Here is a 20525-nt window from a genome sequence, read left to right on the forward strand (position 1 = left end):
CCCTTTTATTGTTTTTACTATATCCTTTTTATTATAGGATGAATCCTTATATTTTTTCAAGGTAGAAGTGAGTATTCTATCCGATGTGGCAGTAATTTGCTCATTATTAAATGATTGACATAAACAGTCTATAAATCTACAGTTATATTAATTAGTTGGAATATTCAATCATTTTATCGAAATGAGGGCTGCTATATGTTAACACTTGAACAAATTCATGCCGCTAAACAAAGAATTTCATCTTATTTATATGAAACACCTATTATTCGTTTAAATGGGCTCGATCAACTTTTAGGATGTCACGTCTATATAAAAGCCGAGAATATGCAAAAAACAAACTCCTTTAAGCTTCGAGGAGCTCTCAATAAAATGCTTTCCATGCCGGTAGAACAATTACGAAAAGGCGTAGTCGCTGCATCCTCAGGTAATCATGGCAAAGGTGTTGCCTATGCTGCCAAGTTATTAAATAGTAAGGCGACAATTGTTCTTCCAGATTCAGCTCCTACCATTAAGGTTGATGGCATACGTGCCTTAGGTGCAGAAGTTGTACAATGTAAGCTGGCAGAAAGACATGTACTGACAGAAAAGCTCAGTCGTGATCATGGCTATTGCAACATACACCCTTATGATGATTACGATATTATGGCCGGACAAGGAACAGCAGGTTTGGAAATAGTAGCACAGCTTCCTGATGTCGATACTATTGTTGTTCCTATTGGTGGTGGTGGATTAATTAGTGGCGTTGCAACTGCTGTCAAATCTATGGCCCCTCATATCAAAATAATTGGTGTGGAGCCTGCTGTCGTTTCGCGTTATAGCAAAAGCTTAGAAGCTGGCGAAAGATTGCTGTTAGCGGAACAAAAATCTTTAGCTGATGCTCTACTAACTTTACAGCCTGGGGAACGAAACTTCCCAATTGTTCAACAGCTTGTCGATGAGGTTGTAAGTGTAGATGAAGTAATGATTCAACGCGGGATGAAAACCTTACTCTCAGATGGTAAAATAATCGCAGAACCTTCCTCTTCTATCGGCATTGGCGCTGCCCTGCAAGGAGCTTTACCTATTCGTAAAAACGAAAAAGTGTGCTTTCTTATTTCAGGAGGCAATGTTGGATTAGAAGCTTTAGAAGAATAGACAAAAATGCATCCACTCAAATTTAACGAGTAGATGCTTTTTTGCTTGTCGAGTTTAAACGTAACTCTCAGGATTTTTTAAATTCATAACAGCCTTTTTAGGAAATAAAGCTCTCCAGAAATAAATTGCGAGACCAATTAACACTATACAATGAAAGACATAAATAGAAACAGAAAGGACATTCGGCTCACTATCAGTCAAGAAAGCTATAAAATCGTGCATAGCGTGCCAAACAATCGGAAAAACAATACTTTTTGTCTTTGCAACAATTTCTGCACAAACTAACCCAAAGAGGAATGCATAAGTTATTTGTAGTAATGTCATTAATAAATCAGCACCGGAAGCTAAATTTGCAAGATGTCCAATACCAAATAAAATTGAGGAGCCTAGAATAGCCACTTTAAGCCCTTTAACTGATAAATATTTGAAAATTAAGCCTCGGAAAATAAACTCTTCGCAAAGACCAACTGCAATAACAAATAGAAGCAAAATAAATACATACTGCGCAGAAAAACCATCTTTATCTGTAATACCATTAAAGAATGCAATCAACTCAGAAAAAACGATTACAGCCATCCATGCCCCAGCTTTAAACCTTCTAAATCCAAAATCATGGAAAGAAAATTTACTTTTTTTCATGATCCAAAGAGTAACTAGAACACCACCTGCAGTGGAGATAAATTGAATCAAGAATATAGAGCTTAAGCTACTTATATTTTTGATTGTTATAATTGTCCCAGCTATAGCAGGAAAAACAAGTGCAAGCACAGTAAATAATATTGATAAAAGAATAGGTGAATTTTTCATTTTCATTTATTTTCTCCATTCAATAATTTTTGTTTAACGCCTTCAAATACGTCTTTTAAAATATCTTCAATTTCCGAGCTATCTAAATCGCAAGTATTCGTCGCACACATTGTTGCAATACCATGTGCAGTTAACCATGTATTGATAAATAGAGATCTAGCGGAGGCTTGTGTTAATCCTGTTAATTTTGAAATTATTGCTATAATCCCTTGGTTTTCTACGTCATTTAATAAATCCGAAAAGCTGGAGATTTTATATTTATTGGATAGAAATAATAGCTCAAATAGCTTTTTTTCTTCGCGAGCAAAGTTAATATAAGCCAAACCCATCCCTAAAAAAGAACTTTCTTGCAAGCCTTGAAACATTCTTTCGTTGTATAGATTGCCAGCCCTTTCATATATTGCATACTTCAAATCATCCATATTCGAGAATAATCGAAATATAGGCTTTGTCGAACAGCCTAACTCTTTTGCTAAATCTCTTGCATTCACACTATCAATGCCACTCTTCCTAACCATTTCAAAAGCACAATCCAATAAAATCCCCTCAGTAAATCGCTCTTTTGGTGCCAAAAAAATTTGCCTCCTTTCGATAGGTAACATTCGTTACCTATAATGTAACAGCATTTTCCTATTAATGTCAATAAGGTATTCAAAAAAATTCCAAAAAAATAAAAAAAGCTCACTTTGTAAATGAGCCCCCTTTTTCAATAGCTATTGTGATAAACAAAGGTATCCTTGGAATGATTATGTCAGTCAAGTTTTAAAAGCAAGCGGGACTAAAAGTGAGCTCATTACGCTTCCCCACTTTTTTGTGTTTAAACGTAACTTTCAGGCTTCCCTTTGTTTGTGATAACCGCTCCCGCCTTATCTTTCTTAGTAAATAAAGCTTTCCAGAAATAAATTGCTAGACCTATTAACAATAAACATTGAAAGACATAAATAGAAACCGCAAGGACATTCGGCTCACTTTTATCAGTCATGAAAGCAATAAAATCGTGTGTAGCATGCCAGACAATCGGTAAAATAATACTTTTTGTCTTTGCTACAATTTCTGCACAAACTAGCCCAAAGAGGAATGCAAAAATAATTTGTAGTAATGTCATTAAAAAATCCTGACCGGAAGCTAAATTTGCAAGATGTCCAATACCAAACAAAATTGAGGAACCTAGAATAGCCACTTTAAGCCCTTTTGCTGATAAATATTTGAAGATTAGACCTCGGAAAATAAGCTCTTCACAAAAACCAACTGCAATAACAAATAGAAGTAAAATAAATACATACTGCGCAGAAAAACCATCAATATCTGTAATACCATTTAAGAATGGAACCAGCTCAATAACAACGATAACAGCCATCCACGCCTCTGCTTTAAACTTTCTGAATCCGAAATCTTGGAAAGAGAATTTACTTTTTTTCATGATCCAAAGAATAACTAGAACACCAGCTGCAGTGGAGATAAATTGAATCAAAAATATGGAGCTTAAACTACTTATATTTTTGATTGTTATAATTGCCCCAGCTATAGAAGGAAAAACAAGTGCAAGCACAGTAAATAATAATGATAAAAGAATAGGTGAATTTTTCATTTATTTTCTCCATTCAATAATTTTTGTTTACGGCCTTCAAAACTGTCTTTTTAAATACGTTCAACTTCCAAGCTTAAGCTTTGTCGAGCAACCTAACTCTTTTGCTAAATCCCTTGCATTCACTCTATCAACGTCATTATTCCTAACCATTTCAAAAGCACAATCCAATAAAATCTCCTCAGTAAATCGCTCTTTTGGTCAAAAATTTGCCTCCATTCAATAGGTAACACCCGTTACCCATAATGCAAAATTTTTTTCCTGGCTATGTCAATAAGATATGTGAATCTAATCAAAAAGTTTCCAAAAAAAAAATAAAAAAGCTCACTTTGTAAATGATCTTGTTTTCCCAAGAAAGTCCGTGAACTTCCCAATAGCTATTGTGATGAACAAAAGTATCCCCGGAATGATTATGTTAGCCAAATTTTAAAAGCAAGTAGGGCTAAAAGTGATCTCATTACTCCCTCACTTTTAGCCCCATATGAAGCTGTATTTGCGACTGACGTTCACTTTCGCTGCAGAATGCATATAACTTTCACTAACAGCACCGACTTTTTAAATCATCCTAAATGACCTCGTTATCGCTTTCTTGTTTAATTTGATCAATTCTTTTTTTACCCCAATCATACATCATCTCAACAATTGGTAATAACGTCATCCCTAGTTCTGTCATGGAATACTCGACTTTTGGAGGAACTTCTGGAAACACTTCTCGATGAACAATCCCATCTTCCATCAGTTCACGTAATTGATTTGTTAATATCTTATGTGATATTTTTGGAAAAAGTCTTTGAAGCTCACTGAAACGGTGCGTCCCTTCTACACCTAAATGCCACAAAATAACTACTTTCCATTTCCCACTAATAATCGATAAGGTGAGTTCTTTTTCGCAATGATAATCGTTATTTAATATTCTCTCTTTTATCTCTTCTCTTAATTTATCTGACATAGAGCTAACTCCCTTTTCATATAAGTAACTTTTAGTAACCTCCGCACCAAAAAGTGCACTCTTCACAATGTAGAAAACCGTAGTAAAATGAGGATAGTCTTAAAGATAAATCTTAATCTATTTTTTCGTCTAAATAAAACATCTTACCTAAAGGAGCGAAAAACATGCAAACAATCGCAGGAAAAGTGGCGTTAATTACAGGAGCAGGTCGTGGAATCGGACGTGCAACAGCAGTAGCTTTTGCACAAGAAGGTATTCACGTTGGTCTTGTTGGACGTACTCTTGAAAATTTACAACAAGTAGCAGAGGAACTTAAACAGTATGATGTGAAGGTAGCAATCGCCGTGGCAAATGTGGCGGATTTAGACTCTATTACTACAGCCGTTGAATCTATTCGCGGAGAGCTTGGTGCTATCGACATTTTAGTAAACAATGCCGGCATTTCAAAATTCGGTAGCTTCATGGACTTAACGCCAGAGGAATGGACAAATATTATCGACGTTAACGTAAAAGGTGTGTACTACACAACACGCGCTGTATTACCGGAAATGTTAGAGCGCAACACAGGCGACATCATTAATATCTCATCAACAGCTGGTCAAAAAGGTGCACCGATTACAAGTGCATACTCGGCTTCAAAAGCTGCAGTTATCGGACTAAGCGAATCATTAATGCTTGAAGTGCGTAAGAAAAACATTCGTGTTACGACATTAACGCCAAGTACAGTTGCTACAGACATGGCGGTTGAGCTTAACTTAACTGACGGCAATCCAGAAAAAGTGATGCAAGCAGAAGATTTAGCAGAGTTAATGGTTGCACAGCTAAAACTTCATCCACGTGTTGTATTAAAACATGCTGGACTTTGGTCAACGAACCCTTAATAGAACAATTTGAAATATCAAGACGCTATCCGATTTTTTGGGATGGCGTCTTTCTTTTTTAACAATATGCTCCAATGAGATCCATATAGGTTATGGCTACTTTCTCTAGGAATTTAGTATCTGTAGTTAGAGATTAAAGTTAACCCCACTCACCCGCTTCACTTCGAAGACCCTACTTACTTTACCATTCTGATTACTACACCATATAAAGGTTCTTCTTTTTAATAAATCGAAGTACTTTACTAGCACCTTCTTCCAGCACCCTCATCATTCATTAAATGTATAGCTTCTTTTTTCGCCTTCGATATAACAGCCATCCCTCAAATGTTCGAGTAGTCAAAAGGAAAACTTTAAGTATTAATCTATACCTTCCAACTATTTTTAAATTTTTTTCAACTTTAACTAACTTTTTATATTTGGAAAGACGTCTAATAATTAGTAATTTAACCATTTAAATAAAAGGAGAAATAATTATGAAAAAAACAATTAAAAAATCTTGGATGATTGTATCAGCACTAACAATAGGAATGGCTGTCTTCACGCCACATCAAGCTGAGGCAACAACAGCAAAAGCAACAAACGAAATAACTGTTAAAGCTGAGCAACAAATTAAAGGAACTATTAAAAGCGTTTACGGAGATAGCATCACAATTAAAGGGAAAGACGGCAAAAACTATTATATCGACCTTCAGAAATTTTCAGATAAGCAATTAGAAAAAATGAACTTAGTAGAAAATCAAGAAATCTCTGTAGAAGGTAGCTTAGTACAAGATTATTCAGACTTCTATACGTTTGACGTATATAAAAAAAGCTTACCTAAAGAAATAACAAAGGAAGACCTAGCAAAATTAGAAAAGTTGTTTAATCAAACGAAAAAGTTAGAAAAAGAAGAGAAATATGATGAAGAAGAAAAAGTTAATCTTGAAATGGATAAAATCACAAAGCCGTATATTTTAGCTAGCTGGGTACCTGCATCCTTTGAAGAGTTCATGGAAGTGTATGAATTTAGTGAAAAAAATATAGTTATTAAAGAAAAAGATCAAAAACAATTGAAAGATATTTATCAACAGTGGATAAAACTAGAGAAATCTGGTAAAGAGGAAAACGCACAAGAAAAATTTGATGAATTCCAGAAGGTTCTTCAACCTTACTTAGATGCTCTAAATCCACCGTTAACATTTGAAGAATACATCTCAGATTTGGAATTAGATATCCCGGCTGAAGCCATGCCAAAACTAAAAACTTTATACAATGATGCTAAAAAAGCTGATAAAGATAATAATGATCAATTATCTGAAAAGCTATGGGGTGAATTCGATGAAATGATTAATCCTTATTTTAAGCCACTTAGCTTTGAAGATTACTTGTCTAACTTTGACTTCGAAATCAAGGCGAATGATCAAAAACAATTAAAAAAGCTTTATGAAGAAGCAACAGCTCTTGATAAAAAAGGTGACTCTGAAAAATCTAATGAAAAATGGGATGCTATCGACAAAATTATAAATCCATATATTGAAGCAAATAAAGAAACTCTAATCTCCGCTTCTAAAGTAACGATAAACGGTAAAGTTTATATTTCAAAGCATAAATAAATATATTTCGGGGTTATCCCAAAAGTCATTAAACAATGATTTAGGGATTAACCCCTTTCTTTTTCTCCTTATAGAACCGTCCTAGACGCTCAAGATGGAGGCACAAACGGTATCTATATTTAGTCAAAATATAAAAGAAAAATGGGGCTAGCTTAAAGCTAAACCCCACTCCTACTTCATTGCTTATTTTACCCAGCCCAAAATCATTTCTCTCAATAACTTTGAAGCTGTATTCGCTGTCATTTCTGATGTGTCGTAAATTGGTGCTACTTCAACTAGGTCAAAGCCCACTACATTGACATTACTTGCTGCAATCGCATGGATGGACGCTAGTAATTCTTTTGATGTAATGCCTCCGCAATCAACTGTTCCTGTACCTGGTGCATGTGCTGGGTCAAGTACATCTATATCAATCGTAACGTAAACATTACGTCCTGCTAAAGACGGTAATACTTCTTTTAATGGCTCTAGCACTTCAAATTTTGAAATGTGCATGCCATTTTCCTTTGCCCATTCGAATTCTTCCTTCATACCTGAACGAATACCAAATGAATAGACATTTTTTGGTCCGATATGTTCAGCAATTTTACGAATAGGAGTTGAGTGAGAAAGTGGCTCCCCTTCATATTCTACACGTAAGTCTGTATGTGCATCGAAGTGGATAATTGCTAGATCATCATATTTTGCATATACAGCTTTCATAACAGGCCACGATACTAAATGTTCGCCACCCATACCTACAGGAATCTTGCCATCTGCTAAAAGCTTCTCGATATACTTTTCAATTTCATCTAATGAGCGCTGTGCATTGCCGAATGGTAACGGTATATCACCCGCATCAAAATATTTCACTTCTTCTAGCTCGCGGTCTAAATATGGACTATATTCTTCTAGTCCAATAGATACCTCACGGATACGCTGTGGACCAAAACGTGAGCCCGGACGATAACTCACTGTCCAGTCCATTGGCATTCCATATATGACCGCCTGAGCATCCTCATATGTAGGATGACTTTTTATAAAAACATTTCCTGAATAAGCTTCATCAAATCTCATTACTCGACCTCCACTTTTATTTAGAAATTAATCCTATTAAATTCATTTTCATCACTATAAATCTTATCCAAATGGCATACGTTTTAGCAAAATATTATCCAAAACTTTCAGTGATGAACCTTTTTATCATTACTCTATTAAGGACTTACAGGATTGTAATGAAACCTCTATCCTTGTATCCTCGTATACTTTATTGGAACATCTAGCAGAATTCGATTAAAATCTACAATGTACTATTCTTTTGTCGAACGCTAGCATTTCAAACAGTACAAAAAAAGTATAGATGTTTTTGAATAAAGTGCAATAGTTTTTACCAATAATTTCGATTAAATATGAATGTTCAAACACATACTATACGCAAGTGTGAGAAAACGAGGTGAAGTCGGATGAAGAGAAAAAGCTATCAACGTAAGCAAAAACGTTCAAAGCGTACACGTAAAGCACTTACCCTTTTTGTCGCCTTTACATCCGCAATTGTAGTAGCATTTATAGCTTTACGCGTCTATGTTCAAGTGGCTGGTGCCCCGCCTTTAACCGTACCTAAAGCCTCTATTTTCTTAGATGAAAATGAGAACCAAATTGGGGATCACTTTACGAATGAACGACGTTATTGGGTTAGTCTTGATGAGATGTCCCCCTATTTAAAGCAAGCAGTAGTAGCTGTTGAGGATAAAGATTTTTATAAGCATGGCGGTTTGGATTTTTCTCGTATCGCTGGTGCATTATTAGTGGATCTTAAGGCTGGAGGTAAGGTTCAAGGAGCAAGTACAATTACACAACAATATGCTCGAAATCTATATCTTTCACATGAGAAATCGTGGACACGAAAATTAAATGAAGCACTGTATGCTTATAGATTAGAAGTTTTTTATGATAAAGATGAAATACTGGAAGGTTACTTAAATACTGTTTACTACGGCCATGGTATGTACGGCGTAGAAGCTGCAAGTCGTTTTTATTTCGGAAAGTCTGCAAAAGATTTAACACTTGCAGAAGCAGCAATGTTAACTGGGGTTCCAAAAGGGCCAAGTATTTACTCCCCTATTGTCAATTTTGATAAGGCAACTAATCGCCAACACGTTATTTTAAAACTGATGACCGATCAAGGTGCTATTACGCAAGATGAAAAAACACGTGCAGAAAGTGAAAAGATTGTCTTAAAGAGTGATAGCTGGGTAGCCACAAAATCTGTTGCACCATTTTTCCTTGACGTAGCATGGCAAGAAGCTAGTGAAATTTTGAAATCAAAAAATCTCGATATAAGTGAAGGTGGCTGGACTATCCAGACAACTCTTAATCTAGAACACCAAAAAGCAGCAGAAGAAGCTGTGGCCAAACATATGCCTGCTGATGATCTTCAAACTGCTTTTGTTAGTATGAAATCCAAAACAGGCTCCGTTACAGCATTAGTTGGAGGTCGTGACTATGCTACAAGTTCATTTAACCGAGTTACACAGGCAAAACGTCAGCCAGGCTCAACCATTAAACCTATTTTATATGCAGCAGCTTTAGAGAATGGTTATACACCTTTAACATATTTAAATGTAGGTGAGACAACTTTCACATACGATAAAGGACGGGCCACATATTCACCAAAAAATGTTAACGGCAAATTCGCAAATCACGATATGTCAATGGCACAAGCCATTGCTATTTCTGATAATATTTACGCTGTGAAAACTTTAGAGGAGATTGGATTTAAAGCATTTCACAATATGGCTGATCGCTTCAACGTGAATATCGGTACTAAGGACAATTTATCCATCGCGCTTGGCACGACTGAAACAACATTATATGAAATGACGAATGCTTATAATATTTTAGCATCACAAGGTAAAAAAACTACGCCTACTACTATTGTTTCTATTAAAAATGCTAATGGCGATATCATCTATGAAAATAAAGAAGTTGAGAAAGAAGATGAGACAGTTCTCTCAAAAGAAAATACGTATATCTTAACAGAAATGATGACAGGTATTTTCGATCCAGTCTTTAGTGATTATTCTCCCGCTACAGGGATTAGCATTCGCTCCCGCATGACGCATACGTATGCAGCCAAATCTGGCTCTACAAATAGCGATCAGTGGCTAATTGGATTTACACCTAGCCTAACTGCTGGCGTGTGGAACGGCTATGACCAAGGAAAAAATCTAACAGCAAGAGAAGATACTGCATCTACAAAGCAAATTTGGATCGACTTTATGGAGGCCGTCAATAAAGGTACAAAGAACGAAGATTTTGCAAAGCCTAAAGACGTTAAAGGTGTGGTCGTCGATATTGAATCAGGTAAGTTAGCAACAGATGCCTGCCCGAAACAACGCCTCATCTATATGGATGCAAAAGATGTACCAACTGAAAAATGTTCAAACTTCGATATTCTCGATACCGATACGTGGGGAAATTTCTGGAACATGCTTCCATTCTCCATTTTTAAAAATTAACTAATCATGTGGAACCTTTATTAGCTATAAACGTTTTAATCCACGAAGGCTCTCGACAAAGTTACAGACATATACAAAAAAGAAAAGCTTTCTCTTCCCCGGAGCCGTGTCCGTGGGAACAGAAAGCTTTTCTTATTTATGGTTCGCGAAGTAGATGAGAATCATGGGGCATTCGGCTTGGGTTGTTCAAATGCCGCATAGCGCTCATCACATTCGCAGAACCAAGTGTCCTAGCTTACTAAAATGTAAGCTCTGCATCAAGTTTACTTTGTTTCAAACCTACTTTCAACCTTATATCGGAAACGATTGCAAAATGTCACAGATTGTTCAATCATTATAGGTCTATTAAACAAATAAATCTTGACGCAATTGCTCCTCGCTACGTGCCCACAAATCCGGATTAAGCTCTTCTAAGAAAGAAGCTAACACCTTTTTGGACGGTGCATCCATATGTTCTACAATAATATGACGCTTCATAGATTTATCCATTTTATTCACATGATCAGCTAAAACTTTATAGCCACGGCGTTTTTCCCGATTGACTACCATTTCACACGCAGTTACACCTGCATAGTAAGGTCCATCCGCTTTATGGTCTATTGTCACCCATACCAACCAATACAGTTTTCCACCTTCTGAATCAGCACGATCTGTCGTAAATTTAATACCTCGTTCTACATCACTACGAGCATGCATAGCACCAATTTCAACTGATGCCGTCCCCTCTTCTATATCGATAATGACTGGCGATACGTTTTCAAGCGAAAGCGAACCGATACCAAATCCCTTATGTCCGTCTGTTGGGTCATTTTTAATAATAGTAAAGCCCATTTTTTGTTTTGCTTTTTCTTCATTTGCCATACTTTAACTACCTCCGTTCTGCTATTATAAAAGTAAAGCATAGTTAAGCGCATTAGCACCGTAATGAACACGACACTGGCATTGCGCAAAAAGAAGTATATACTTTCTTATCAATTTCGCCTTGGCGTAATTGCGTCCGGATTTTGAATTGTGCCCGCACAGTTCATTCCTTAAAAAATCCGTGACATCCGCCGGAGGCTTTATCTTCATTCAGTAGGTGTTTGGATACCCAATGAAAAGGAATCACGCTCGCTTCCATCTTACCACCTTCAGAGGTTGAAGTCTTCTACTGAATGGAGATAAACTAACTATACAACATTATTCAATAAAGGAGGCAATATTATGCCATACGTAACAGTGAAAATGCTTGAAGGTCGTACAGAGGAACAAAAACGTGCACTAGTAAAAGAAGTAACAGAAGCCGTTTCTCGTACAGTTAATGCACCACCCGAAAATGTAACAGTCTTCATCGAAGAAATGTCTAAAAACCATTACGGTGTTGCAGGCGTGCGCTTCAGCGATAAATAAAGATTAGAACGGGTAGAGCACATAAAGCTCTACCCATTTTTAACGCATGATAGCCTCACTAGTGCTTTGCAACGTTTCGAATACGGTAATTGCCTTATTATCGGCGCTTTCGGTTCTAGCGGCGGAACACGACCTTCTTCCAGCAACTCGGAATTTCAATACTAGGATGTGATCTATGAAATGAATAAATTTAAACTATCACTACTCATTTGTATGCTCATCGTTGGCCTCTTACTTATTTTTATTAATCCCATTCAAAATGCAATCATCGCGCATTTGAGTAAACAACTAAATACCACTGATTATAGTACAGAGGATATTGAAAAAAACAATAATGCGGATGCCGATTTTGAATTTGAAGCAGTGCAATCTCTATCCATTGCTGAAGTTTTAAAAGCCCAAACAACCGCAAATAAAATGCCTGTCATTGGTAGTATTGCAGTCCCTAGTGTTGGCATGAAACTTCCTATCGTCAAAGGCGTTGGTAATGCCTCTCTTGCCGTTGGAGCTGGCACAATGAAGCCTAATCAAAAACTTGGACAAGGCAACTACGCATTAGCAGGTCATTACTTTGAGGAAAAGGATATTTTATTTGGCCCCTTGTACAAAGCGAACATAGGAGATACGATTTATTTAACGGATTTAACGAATATTTATGAGTACAAAATAACGACCAAGGAAATCATCGCTGCAACGGATGTTTATGTTATTGATGACATCCCTGATAAAACTGTTTTAACCCTCGTGACATGCGCTGAGGAGGGTACGAAACGACTTGCCGTTCAAGCAGAATTTGTCGAGCACTATCCATTAGACCAAGCACCTGCAAAACTATCAGAAACTTTTTAGTATAAGAAAAGCCCCAAGATTTTATTATCTTGGGGTTTTCTTATTGAAAATTATTTCACTTCTGTATTGCGACGACGCAATAGGAATAATGCACCTAGAACAAGAGCTACACCAATTAGTGTAAGAGCTGTTTGGTTTGCTCCATTTGTTTGTGGCAATTTACCTTGCGCCTTTAACTGTGCTTCCATTTCTTTAGCATCTGCTTTGATTTTGTCAATATCAAGAGATTGTGCTACTTCTGCCTGTTCCTCTTTAGATAACTTGTTGTATTTATCGAGGAGATCCTTATATGCATCTAAAGTGTCTTTATTTGCCGTAGAAGGATTGTATGGCTTTAATTCTTTTCCTTGATCGATGACTTCTTGTACAGATGGTTTAGATGTTTCAGGTTTTCCAGGATTTGTTGGATTTTTTGAATCTGTTGTTGGATTACCTGGATTTTCTGGATTAATTGGTTTCCCCGGTTCTGGTTTTGGTTTGTTTGGATCAACCGGTTTCTCTGGTTCTGGTTTTGGCTTGTTTGGATCAACTGGTTTTTCCGGTTCTGGCTTTGGCTTTTCTGGATCAACTGGTTTTTCCGGTTCTGGCGTTGGCTTTTCTGGATTAACCGGTTTTTCTGGATCAGGCGTCCAGCCACCGCCACCTCCTCCACTTGTTGATGAAGGTTTTACTGTTGCAGAGCATTTATCATTTACAGTAAATGAACCAATTAAACGACTTCCTTCATATACGTAGTACGTACCTTGTTTAATAGCTTTGCTTGGCAATTTAACCGTTCCATCAATACTAGTTGTAAAAACTTCACTGTTGTCTTCACCTTTAACGATATTGCCTTTAGCATCTTTTATTGTTATCTTCGCATTCATATTAGCCGTTCCAAATTCAGTTTGTACCGTTAATGTAAATGAAGGACAAGCAGGTGCTGCTGATACTTCTGCTTTACAACTTTCTGAATATTTAACAGTTATATTACCAATGAATAGATCACCTTGATACACACTATAATCACCTGAAGGAATTTCTTTAGGGTTAATAGTAATTTGACCTAATTCATTTGTCGTTTTGTCTGTAGCAATAATTGCTCCTGTTGCTATATCTTTGATTGTGATATTGCTAACATTAGGGCGTGGATTGCCATTTTCATCCTTCACCGTTAGTGTGAATAGGTCACAGCTCGGTGCTATTTGAACAGTTTTTTCACATTCGATATTTGTTTCGAAAGTACCGATTTCTTTACCATTTACTTCAACCGTATAAATACCTGGTTCTAAATCAGTTAATTTAATAATACCTGTCGTAGTTGTTGTGCTAATAATTTCATTTTTGTCAGCATCTTTAACAACGATTATTGAAGTATCGTCCGTAATATTATTACCATCAACATCTTTTACAGTTAATTTAAACTCTTCGCACTTTGGTAATTGTTTAACAATAAATTCATGCCCACAGTCTTCTGTATACGTTAATTTTACTGTTCCTAAGAATTGTTTACCTTCGTACACCATATACTCACCTGGCTTCACGCCATTAGTAGGATTAATTTTGTTTGATTCAAAAATAAACTTACCTGATGCGTCAGTTGATGCCTTTACTTCTGTAGTACCTGATTTTAATGTTAACTCTTTAATATTTGTACGGATATTTCCGTCTGTATCTTCAACCACGATTGTGAAGTTTTCGCACTTAGGTGCTGGTTGAATTACATGTTCATCCTTACAGTTACCATCGTATTTTACTGTAACGCTACCTAACTCATTACCTTTTGAATCATAAACATCGTATTGACCAGCTTTAACTTTTTCCGGAGTAAAAGTAGCTTTACCGTTTTCAACGGGATGATTTTCTGATAAACCCGTCACTTTACTTACTAATGTTACTGTTCCATTAACCAATTTACCGTCAATATCGTATATTGTTAATTCAAAATTTGGACACGCTAAACCACTTAATGGTTTGTTTTCAATTTCAATCACTTGGAAGCCAGCATACTTACCTGAAGTTTCGATTTCTTTAGCATCAAGTTCGAACTCTTTTGTTAATGGTTCATAGCCTGGCTGTGTTTCTTCAATTACTTTATATTTCTTACCAGCAGTACTTGGAGCTAATTTTAAACCGTAGTTTAAATAGCCGTCTGCATCTGTTGTTTTTGACGCTAACACGGTGTTTCCTGTGTATGGTCCTTGTAAGTCAAACTTAACTTTTTCCATTGGTAAACCTGTTGCTGCATCTGTTTTGATAATGACGAATGGTACTTTACCAACTTTACCACCACCATCATAAGTGAAGTTGTCTTTATTAAACACATCATTACCATGATCACCATCTGTACTAGTATAAGCAACATCTACTGTGTTGTTTAAACTCTCACCTGATGCTCCCATAAATACTGTAGAGTACGTAACATAATATGCTTTATCACCATCAGGTAATTTTAATGTAAACGTACCTTTTTCAATATCAACATTAAAATTATCATCTGATAAACTAATTTCTTTACCACGAGTCGGTGTTGGATTAGTATCTGTAAAATTCATTTCATATACTTTAAATGAATTTTTTAAAATCAATTGGTTTGGATTACCTTCGCTGTCTTTATCTACAGTGTCAGTAATAACGATGTTATTTAACTGTGACTGAGCATAGTTAAACTTGAAATTCCAGTTAACTTGCGGAGAATTACCTACTTGTTTGCCTGTTTTATCTAAGATGTCCTTAGTATGAGCAACCGATACATCTTTCTCCCATTCTGCGTTAGGTTTAGTACTTGTTTTTTCATACAATGCTGCTTTATTACTAATTGTAATATCTGAACCATGTGGAAACACGTTATCAGCATCTTTTGATGTATACGTCACCTTATAAGGTCCTTCAATCGGTCCTAACTCAAGTACAATTTCATTTTTGTTAGGTGATATATTAGTGTATTTTTTTGATGTAACTGGTTCAAATTGTCCTGCTGCATTTAATTTACCTTCAGTTACTGTAATACTAGTCACTTCTTGAGATGGATCTAATGTATCTTTAAATATAGCATTCTCGAATTTATTATAGTTAAAGTTTAGCTCAACATCCCAATGGAATGTTTTTGTTTCATAGTTGTAATAACCATCTTTCTTACCATTTGCTTTTTGTTCTACTTTAACTTCTTGCGTTGCTGAATCAGACGACTCAGATGTAAATATACCAGTGTCTTTCAATTTCACAGTATTAGTGTATTCACGTTCATTTGTACCAATATTTTTAATTTCATAGTCTGTTGTATACTCAATTACAATTACACCACTAACATCTTTATCCAACGTAAGAATAAAGCCTGTTTCTTTACCATCAACTTTAGTTTTCTCCAAAGTGGTAAATTTTGTAATATCAACACCATCAACAGTGACTGTTAAACCATCTTTTAATTTTAGAAACGAACCATTATACGTATCTTCAAATGTTGTACCTGATTTCAACTTATATTTTGCTTGGTTCGCCACAATCTGCCACGATATTGTTTTGTTATGATAATCAATGCCCGCAGGAGATTTATCTAATATTAGATTTTTCTTTTCATAATAAGAATATGCAACATTTTCTAGATCTTCATAATTAGTAATATCCGCACGAGTAACTGTATTTTTTACTGTAATGTCAGTTGTCGGATATACATCATCTGCAGGCTTTGTTTTGTATTTAATAACGTAAGCTCCTGTTACATCGTCATTAAATGACAATTCGAAACCGTTTGTTCCATTAAGAGTTAAATTATATCTTTCTTTAGAAACAAGCGTGCCATTCTCTTCATAAACGTTCACTTTTTCAGCTAAGATATGTGTCTTATCCCATGTATCTGTTAATATTGCCTGTTTTGCTGGAATATTACGCTTATTAAAGTTGTATTTAATCGTCCATTCTGTTGTTAAATCAGCAATATTAGGACCTGAACTTGACTTTTCTAAAGGTGTACCAAATTCAACATTTACATAAATTGGTTTTGTTGATATTCCATTGTAAGTAGCAACGTTACCAAAGTCTGCATATTTAACATTACCCGGATCGCCAACTTTTGTTGTATAAGTAATACGGTAACCTGTATGTTCCTTATTAGGTAAGTCAATTGTCATTGTATTATCGCTAATAGTTGTCGTTGGTGCTGGTGTTAATTCTTTACCTACTGTTATAGCTCCCGTTGGAGAAATACTTAATTCTGTTACAGTCGGAATGCCTTCAAAGCTATGTTGATTAATTAATTTGTCAGTAAATGTAGTATTACCAGTATTACTATTAACTTCTAAGTTCGTATTGACATCTACTGTCCAAGTAATAAATTCACTGTTTTTACCATCACGGTCTGCTTTACCTGATTTAGAAACTGCTTGGCCGCTATTAGCTGGTTGAAAATTCAATTCAATCGTCTGGTATCCTGGCACTTCAATATTTTGTAACCAACCATCACCTACAGATTGTAGTTGACCTTTAATAGTAAAATATACATCTTCTACGATTGTACCTGCATTAGTTTCATCACGAATTGCATCTGTGAATGTAAGTATAGCAGTTTGTCCTGAAACCACTACGTTACCAATTAACGTACCATTATAATATAAAGGAGTGTCTCCACTTAGACCTGCAAACTGACTCGGCAATGTATAAGTTAAAGTAGAACCTGCACTATATTGGTGGCCAGGGATTAAACTTAAATCCACTCTAAATTCTACATTATCTCCAACTTTTCCTTGTACCGATGTTCCAGAGACTTCTTTCCCATTAATTTTCAAAGCGATTGTCTCTTTAAAATTAGGATCTTCTCTATCAACAGGTAGACCAGGTGTTATTTGTTCATTCGATTGTTGAGGTGTATCTTCTACTGTTTCAGCATCAGCCCCCTCGCCCTTAAGATCTTCTGTACTTGGATTTTTACCTACTGTACTTGGATTTTTACCTTCTGTACTTGGATCTTTACCTTCTGTACTTGGATCTTTACCTTCTGTACTTGGATCTTTACCTTCTGTACTTGGATCTTTACCTCCTGTACTTGGATCTTTATCAGCTGCGCTACCTTCTTCGTTTGTGGTACTAGTATTATCACTAGCTTTTCCACCATCTGCAATTTCTTGATTATTAGCTACTTGTTGCTCTGACTCTGGCAGTGTTGGGGAAGTGTCTTCAATCGCTAACACCGAAATTGGCGATAGGACTGTTTGGAATACAAGTAGCATTAAGATCATTGCTATGTTTAATTTTTTTAATTTCCTCATATTTCTCTCCTTTTCTAAGATCAGAGAGTTACCTGTTGGTGTTTGCTGACGACGTTGCATCCTTTCGTATGTGAAAAGCATGCCGCAAACAATAGCTTGGTCTCTCTTTCCTTCTATTCACTTGTCGTCTATTTGAATACATTCAAATAAGTAAACACAAATAGGTATTCATGATGACTTATGTATGTGCTATGTACAATCCGAATATATCCATGATTCTTTAGTGACACCTTTAATAATAGGTCTTATCCACATTAGGGTTATCGACTCATTATAAGCGATAATACTAAACATTTTCTAAACAATCACGGACTTTCTATTCATAAATTTCTGAAACATTCTATATATTTTCCACTTTTTTCATCTTTATACAACGACAAAAAACAGCGAAAATAACTCAAATAGAGTACTTTCACTGTTTTTTACTATAGGTATGTTAGATTACTATTTAATTTAATAATTATATATACACATTTTTATACAAAAAATTTTTTTTAATTTTTCCCCTATCCTTGAAGCAAAGTTAGTATTTGCTTCTTAATAACGGAGTGGGTACTGTTGTCTTCTAAGAAATCTAGTGGGAAATAGACTTTATGATCTCGCTTCATGCGGCCAGAAATAGAATCAACAATAATAGATTCACGCGATAGCTCTCGGAGTTCTCCATTTTTCATTTCTAAGAAAATAGGAACACGCACTTCTTCCTCTCCTGGTCGATAAAAGTCATACGGTAAATCTGCTGTCGTATCGTGGACAAGATAATATTCTGGATTTAAATCAGCTTGCTTGAAGAGCTCTTGGAGTTTTTGATATTTATCTAGCTCTACACCTGGGTCTAAATCGATGTATTGAAATAGCTTTCGATTAACAAAACGGCGGCTTAAGTCACTTAATATAGCATCTTCCTCTTGCATCCAAAGCTGAAAATATGTAAAAAGAATACTTTCATCTAATGCAAGATAGTCCTCAAGCGTAATAGAGTTGCGGAAAAATGCTAAAAAATGTGTAGGCTCGTGCTTAAATTTGTAACCTGCCAAGCTTAGTTGTTTAGCGCGTTTTAAAATATTATTTAAAACAACCTCTGCGCTGCGAGATACAGGGTGGAAATAAATTTGTAAGTACATTTGATAGCGGCTCATTATATAATCCTCTACCGCATGCATGCCCGACGTCTTAATAACGACCTGATTTTTCCGTGGACGCATTACTCTTAAGATACGCTCCATATCAAAATGACCATAGCTTACGCCAGTGAAATAAGCATCTCGCTGTAGGTAATCCATACGATCAGCGTCTATTTGACTCGATATTAAACTGACGACCTGCTTATTCGGATATGTTTTTTCAATGACCTGTGATACTTTCTCCGGGAAATCGGCCGATACTTTTCTTAATACGGCATTCACTTCTGTATCACCGAGCAAAATTTGTCTTGTATAAAATTCATGATCAAGCTCAAAAACATTTTCAAAGGCATGTGAAAATGGCCCATGCCCTAAATCGTGTAATAGGGCTGCACAAAGCACAAGCAGGCGTTCATCTTCATCCCATTCCGGACGACCTGCAAATATATCATCTACTATACGGCGTACAATTTCGTAAACGCCAAGTGAGTGACTAAAGCGACTATGCTCTGCTCCGTGGAATACTAAAAATGTTGTACCGAGCTGGCGAATTCGACGTAATCGCTGAAATTCTTTCGTGCCAACTAGATCCCAAATTGCTTGATCCCGTACATGCACATAGCGATGCACAGGATCCTTGAATACTTTTTCCTCTTGTAATTTAGCTTTTGCATAATGTGTCAATTGTACAGCACCCCCGTTTCCTCTTTGTTCTATTATATGCGATAAATATAGGACTAGCATACATATTTACTTTTAATTATAGAGACTATCAACCTAACTCGCTGTATTCTCGTCTTAATTTAGGATTCTATTGACCTAATTTCCGAATTCTGTCACCGTAACGTGGGGTTGATTTCCGTTCCAACTGGCTTTCCTGGGGGCGTCCGATGAGCCGCATGGGGGTCTTTCCGTCACTTCGGTTCTTCTTTCCGTCGCTCTGGCTCTTCTTTCCGTCACCTCGGGGTCTATCCGTCGCTTCGGTTCTTCTTTCCGTCGCTCTGGCTCTTCTTTCCGTCACTTTGGCGCTTCTTTCCGTCACCTCGGGGTCTATCCGTCGCTTTGGCGCTTCTTTCCGTCACCTCTGGGTCTATCCGTCGCTCTGGCTCTTCTTTCCGTCGCTCTGGCTCTTCTTTCCGTCGTTTCGATGATTCTTTCCGTCGCTTTGGCGCTTCTTTCCGTCACCTCGGGGTCTATTCGTCGCTTCGACGCTTCTTTCCGCCACCACGGATTCTATCCGTCGCTTCAATGAATCTATCCTTCGCTCTGGCTCTTCTATCCGTCGCTCTGACTCTTCTTTCCGTCACTTCAATGATTCTATCCGTCGATATTAAAAATGCACAAATAAAGGTTCTAAGTCAAATGTTGGGGTGATGTGATCTTTTAGCACGTTAACCCAGATGAACCCCGATATCTTTATACTTTAAATTTAATAAGATTTTTGCTCGAAAGTGATCGAAGCGTCGAAAGCCATATGC

Annotated in this window: 16 protein-coding genes; 8 read left to right on the top strand and 8 right to left on the bottom strand. The window is 36.5% G+C overall.

Annotated features, from left to right (window positions below):
* The first annotated feature begins 195 nt into the window (after window positions 1-195).
* A complete protein-coding gene (locus AC1DCY_RS08725; protein WP_477349244.1) occupies window positions 196-1134 on the top strand; it encodes a threonine ammonia-lyase in 939 nt (312 codons plus the stop codon).
* Window positions 1135-1188: 54 nt separating this feature from the next.
* On the opposite strand, the gene AC1DCY_RS08730 is transcribed toward AC1DCY_RS08725, so the two are convergent.
* From AC1DCY_RS08730 to AC1DCY_RS08745, 4 genes are all read right to left on the bottom strand, one after another.
* Window positions 1189-1947, bottom strand: a complete 759-nt coding sequence (locus AC1DCY_RS08730) for a lysostaphin resistance A-like protein (protein WP_477349246.1) — start codon at window positions 1945-1947, stop codon at window positions 1189-1191.
* On the bottom strand, window positions 1944-2513 hold the full coding sequence (locus AC1DCY_RS08735) for a TetR/AcrR family transcriptional regulator (protein WP_477349248.1): 570 nt from the start codon (window positions 2511-2513) through the stop codon (window positions 1944-1946). Before AC1DCY_RS08735 ends, AC1DCY_RS08730 begins: the two co-directional genes overlap by 4 nt.
* A 245-nt stretch (window positions 2514-2758) precedes the next feature.
* On the bottom strand, window positions 2759-3529 hold the full coding sequence (locus AC1DCY_RS08740; RefSeq protein WP_477349249.1) for a lysostaphin resistance A-like protein: 771 nt from the start codon (window positions 3527-3529) through the stop codon (window positions 2759-2761).
* Window positions 3530-4091: 562 nt separating this feature from the next.
* Complete coding sequence (locus tag AC1DCY_RS08745) at window positions 4092-4475, bottom strand: winged helix-turn-helix transcriptional regulator (protein WP_477349251.1); 384 nt, start codon at window positions 4473-4475, stop codon at window positions 4092-4094.
* A 164-nt stretch (window positions 4476-4639) separates the two neighbouring features.
* Between AC1DCY_RS08745 and AC1DCY_RS08750 the strand changes: the two genes are divergently transcribed.
* The gene (locus AC1DCY_RS08750; protein WP_477349253.1) at window positions 4640-5356 is read left to right on the top strand and encodes a 3-ketoacyl-ACP reductase; all 717 of its coding nucleotides are present in this window, start codon (window positions 4640-4642) and stop codon (window positions 5354-5356) included.
* 473 nt (window positions 5357-5829) lie between these two features.
* Window positions 5830-6948 (top strand): hypothetical protein, encoded by a 1119-nt coding sequence (locus AC1DCY_RS08755; RefSeq protein WP_477349255.1) that lies wholly within the window; start codon window positions 5830-5832, stop codon window positions 6946-6948.
* Between the two features lie 183 nt (window positions 6949-7131).
* On the opposite strand, the gene speB is transcribed toward AC1DCY_RS08755, so the two are convergent.
* Window positions 7132-8004 carry an agmatinase gene (speB, locus tag AC1DCY_RS08760; RefSeq protein ID WP_477349257.1) on the bottom strand — a complete coding sequence of 291 codons (873 nt, stop codon included), beginning with the start codon at window positions 8002-8004 and terminating at the stop codon, window positions 7132-7134.
* A gap of 386 nt (window positions 8005-8390) precedes the next feature.
* Here speB and AC1DCY_RS08765 point away from each other — a divergent pair, with 386 nt between their 5' ends.
* Window positions 8391-10445 (top strand): transglycosylase domain-containing protein, encoded by a 2055-nt coding sequence (locus AC1DCY_RS08765; protein ID WP_477349259.1) that lies wholly within the window; start codon window positions 8391-8393, stop codon window positions 10443-10445.
* Window positions 10446-10790: 345 nt separating this feature from the next.
* On the opposite strand, the gene AC1DCY_RS08770 is transcribed toward AC1DCY_RS08765, so the two are convergent.
* A complete protein-coding gene (locus AC1DCY_RS08770; protein WP_477349260.1) occupies window positions 10791-11306 on the bottom strand; it encodes a YwhD family protein in 516 nt (171 codons plus the stop codon).
* A 342-nt stretch (window positions 11307-11648) separates the two neighbouring features.
* Between AC1DCY_RS08770 and AC1DCY_RS08775 the strand changes: the two genes are divergently transcribed.
* Both AC1DCY_RS08775 and AC1DCY_RS08780 read left to right on the top strand, forming a co-directional pair.
* A complete protein-coding gene (locus tag AC1DCY_RS08775) occupies window positions 11649-11834 on the top strand; it encodes a 2-hydroxymuconate tautomerase (RefSeq protein ID WP_053484500.1) in 186 nt (61 codons plus the stop codon).
* Between the two features lie 180 nt (window positions 11835-12014).
* The gene (locus AC1DCY_RS08780; protein WP_477349263.1) at window positions 12015-12683 is read left to right on the top strand and encodes a class A sortase; all 669 of its coding nucleotides are present in this window, start codon (window positions 12015-12017) and stop codon (window positions 12681-12683) included.
* 50 nt (window positions 12684-12733) lie between these two features.
* Here AC1DCY_RS08780 and AC1DCY_RS08785 read toward each other — a convergent pair whose 3' ends face one another.
* Window positions 12734-17923: a collagen binding domain-containing protein gene (locus AC1DCY_RS08785; protein ID WP_477349265.1), complete on the bottom strand. Its 5190-nt coding sequence runs from the start codon at window positions 17921-17923 to the stop codon at window positions 12734-12736.
* Window positions 17924-18429: 506 nt separating this feature from the next.
* Window positions 18430-19791 (bottom strand): HD domain-containing protein, encoded by a 1362-nt coding sequence (locus AC1DCY_RS08790; protein ID WP_477349267.1) that lies wholly within the window; start codon window positions 19789-19791, stop codon window positions 18430-18432.
* A 155-nt stretch (window positions 19792-19946) separates the two neighbouring features.
* Here AC1DCY_RS08790 and AC1DCY_RS08795 point away from each other — a divergent pair, with 155 nt between their 5' ends.
* Both AC1DCY_RS08795 and AC1DCY_RS08800 read left to right on the top strand, forming a co-directional pair.
* Entirely contained in the window at window positions 19947-20198 is a 252-nt protein-coding gene (locus AC1DCY_RS08795; protein WP_477349269.1) for a hypothetical protein, read from the top strand.
* Window positions 20110-20421 (top strand): hypothetical protein, encoded by a 312-nt coding sequence (locus AC1DCY_RS08800; RefSeq protein ID WP_477349271.1) that lies wholly within the window; start codon window positions 20110-20112, stop codon window positions 20419-20421. Before AC1DCY_RS08795 ends, AC1DCY_RS08800 begins: the two co-directional genes overlap by 89 nt.
* Window positions 20422-20525 lie beyond the last annotated feature (104 nt).

The organism is Lysinibacillus sp. 10T31 (assembly GCF_056394365.1).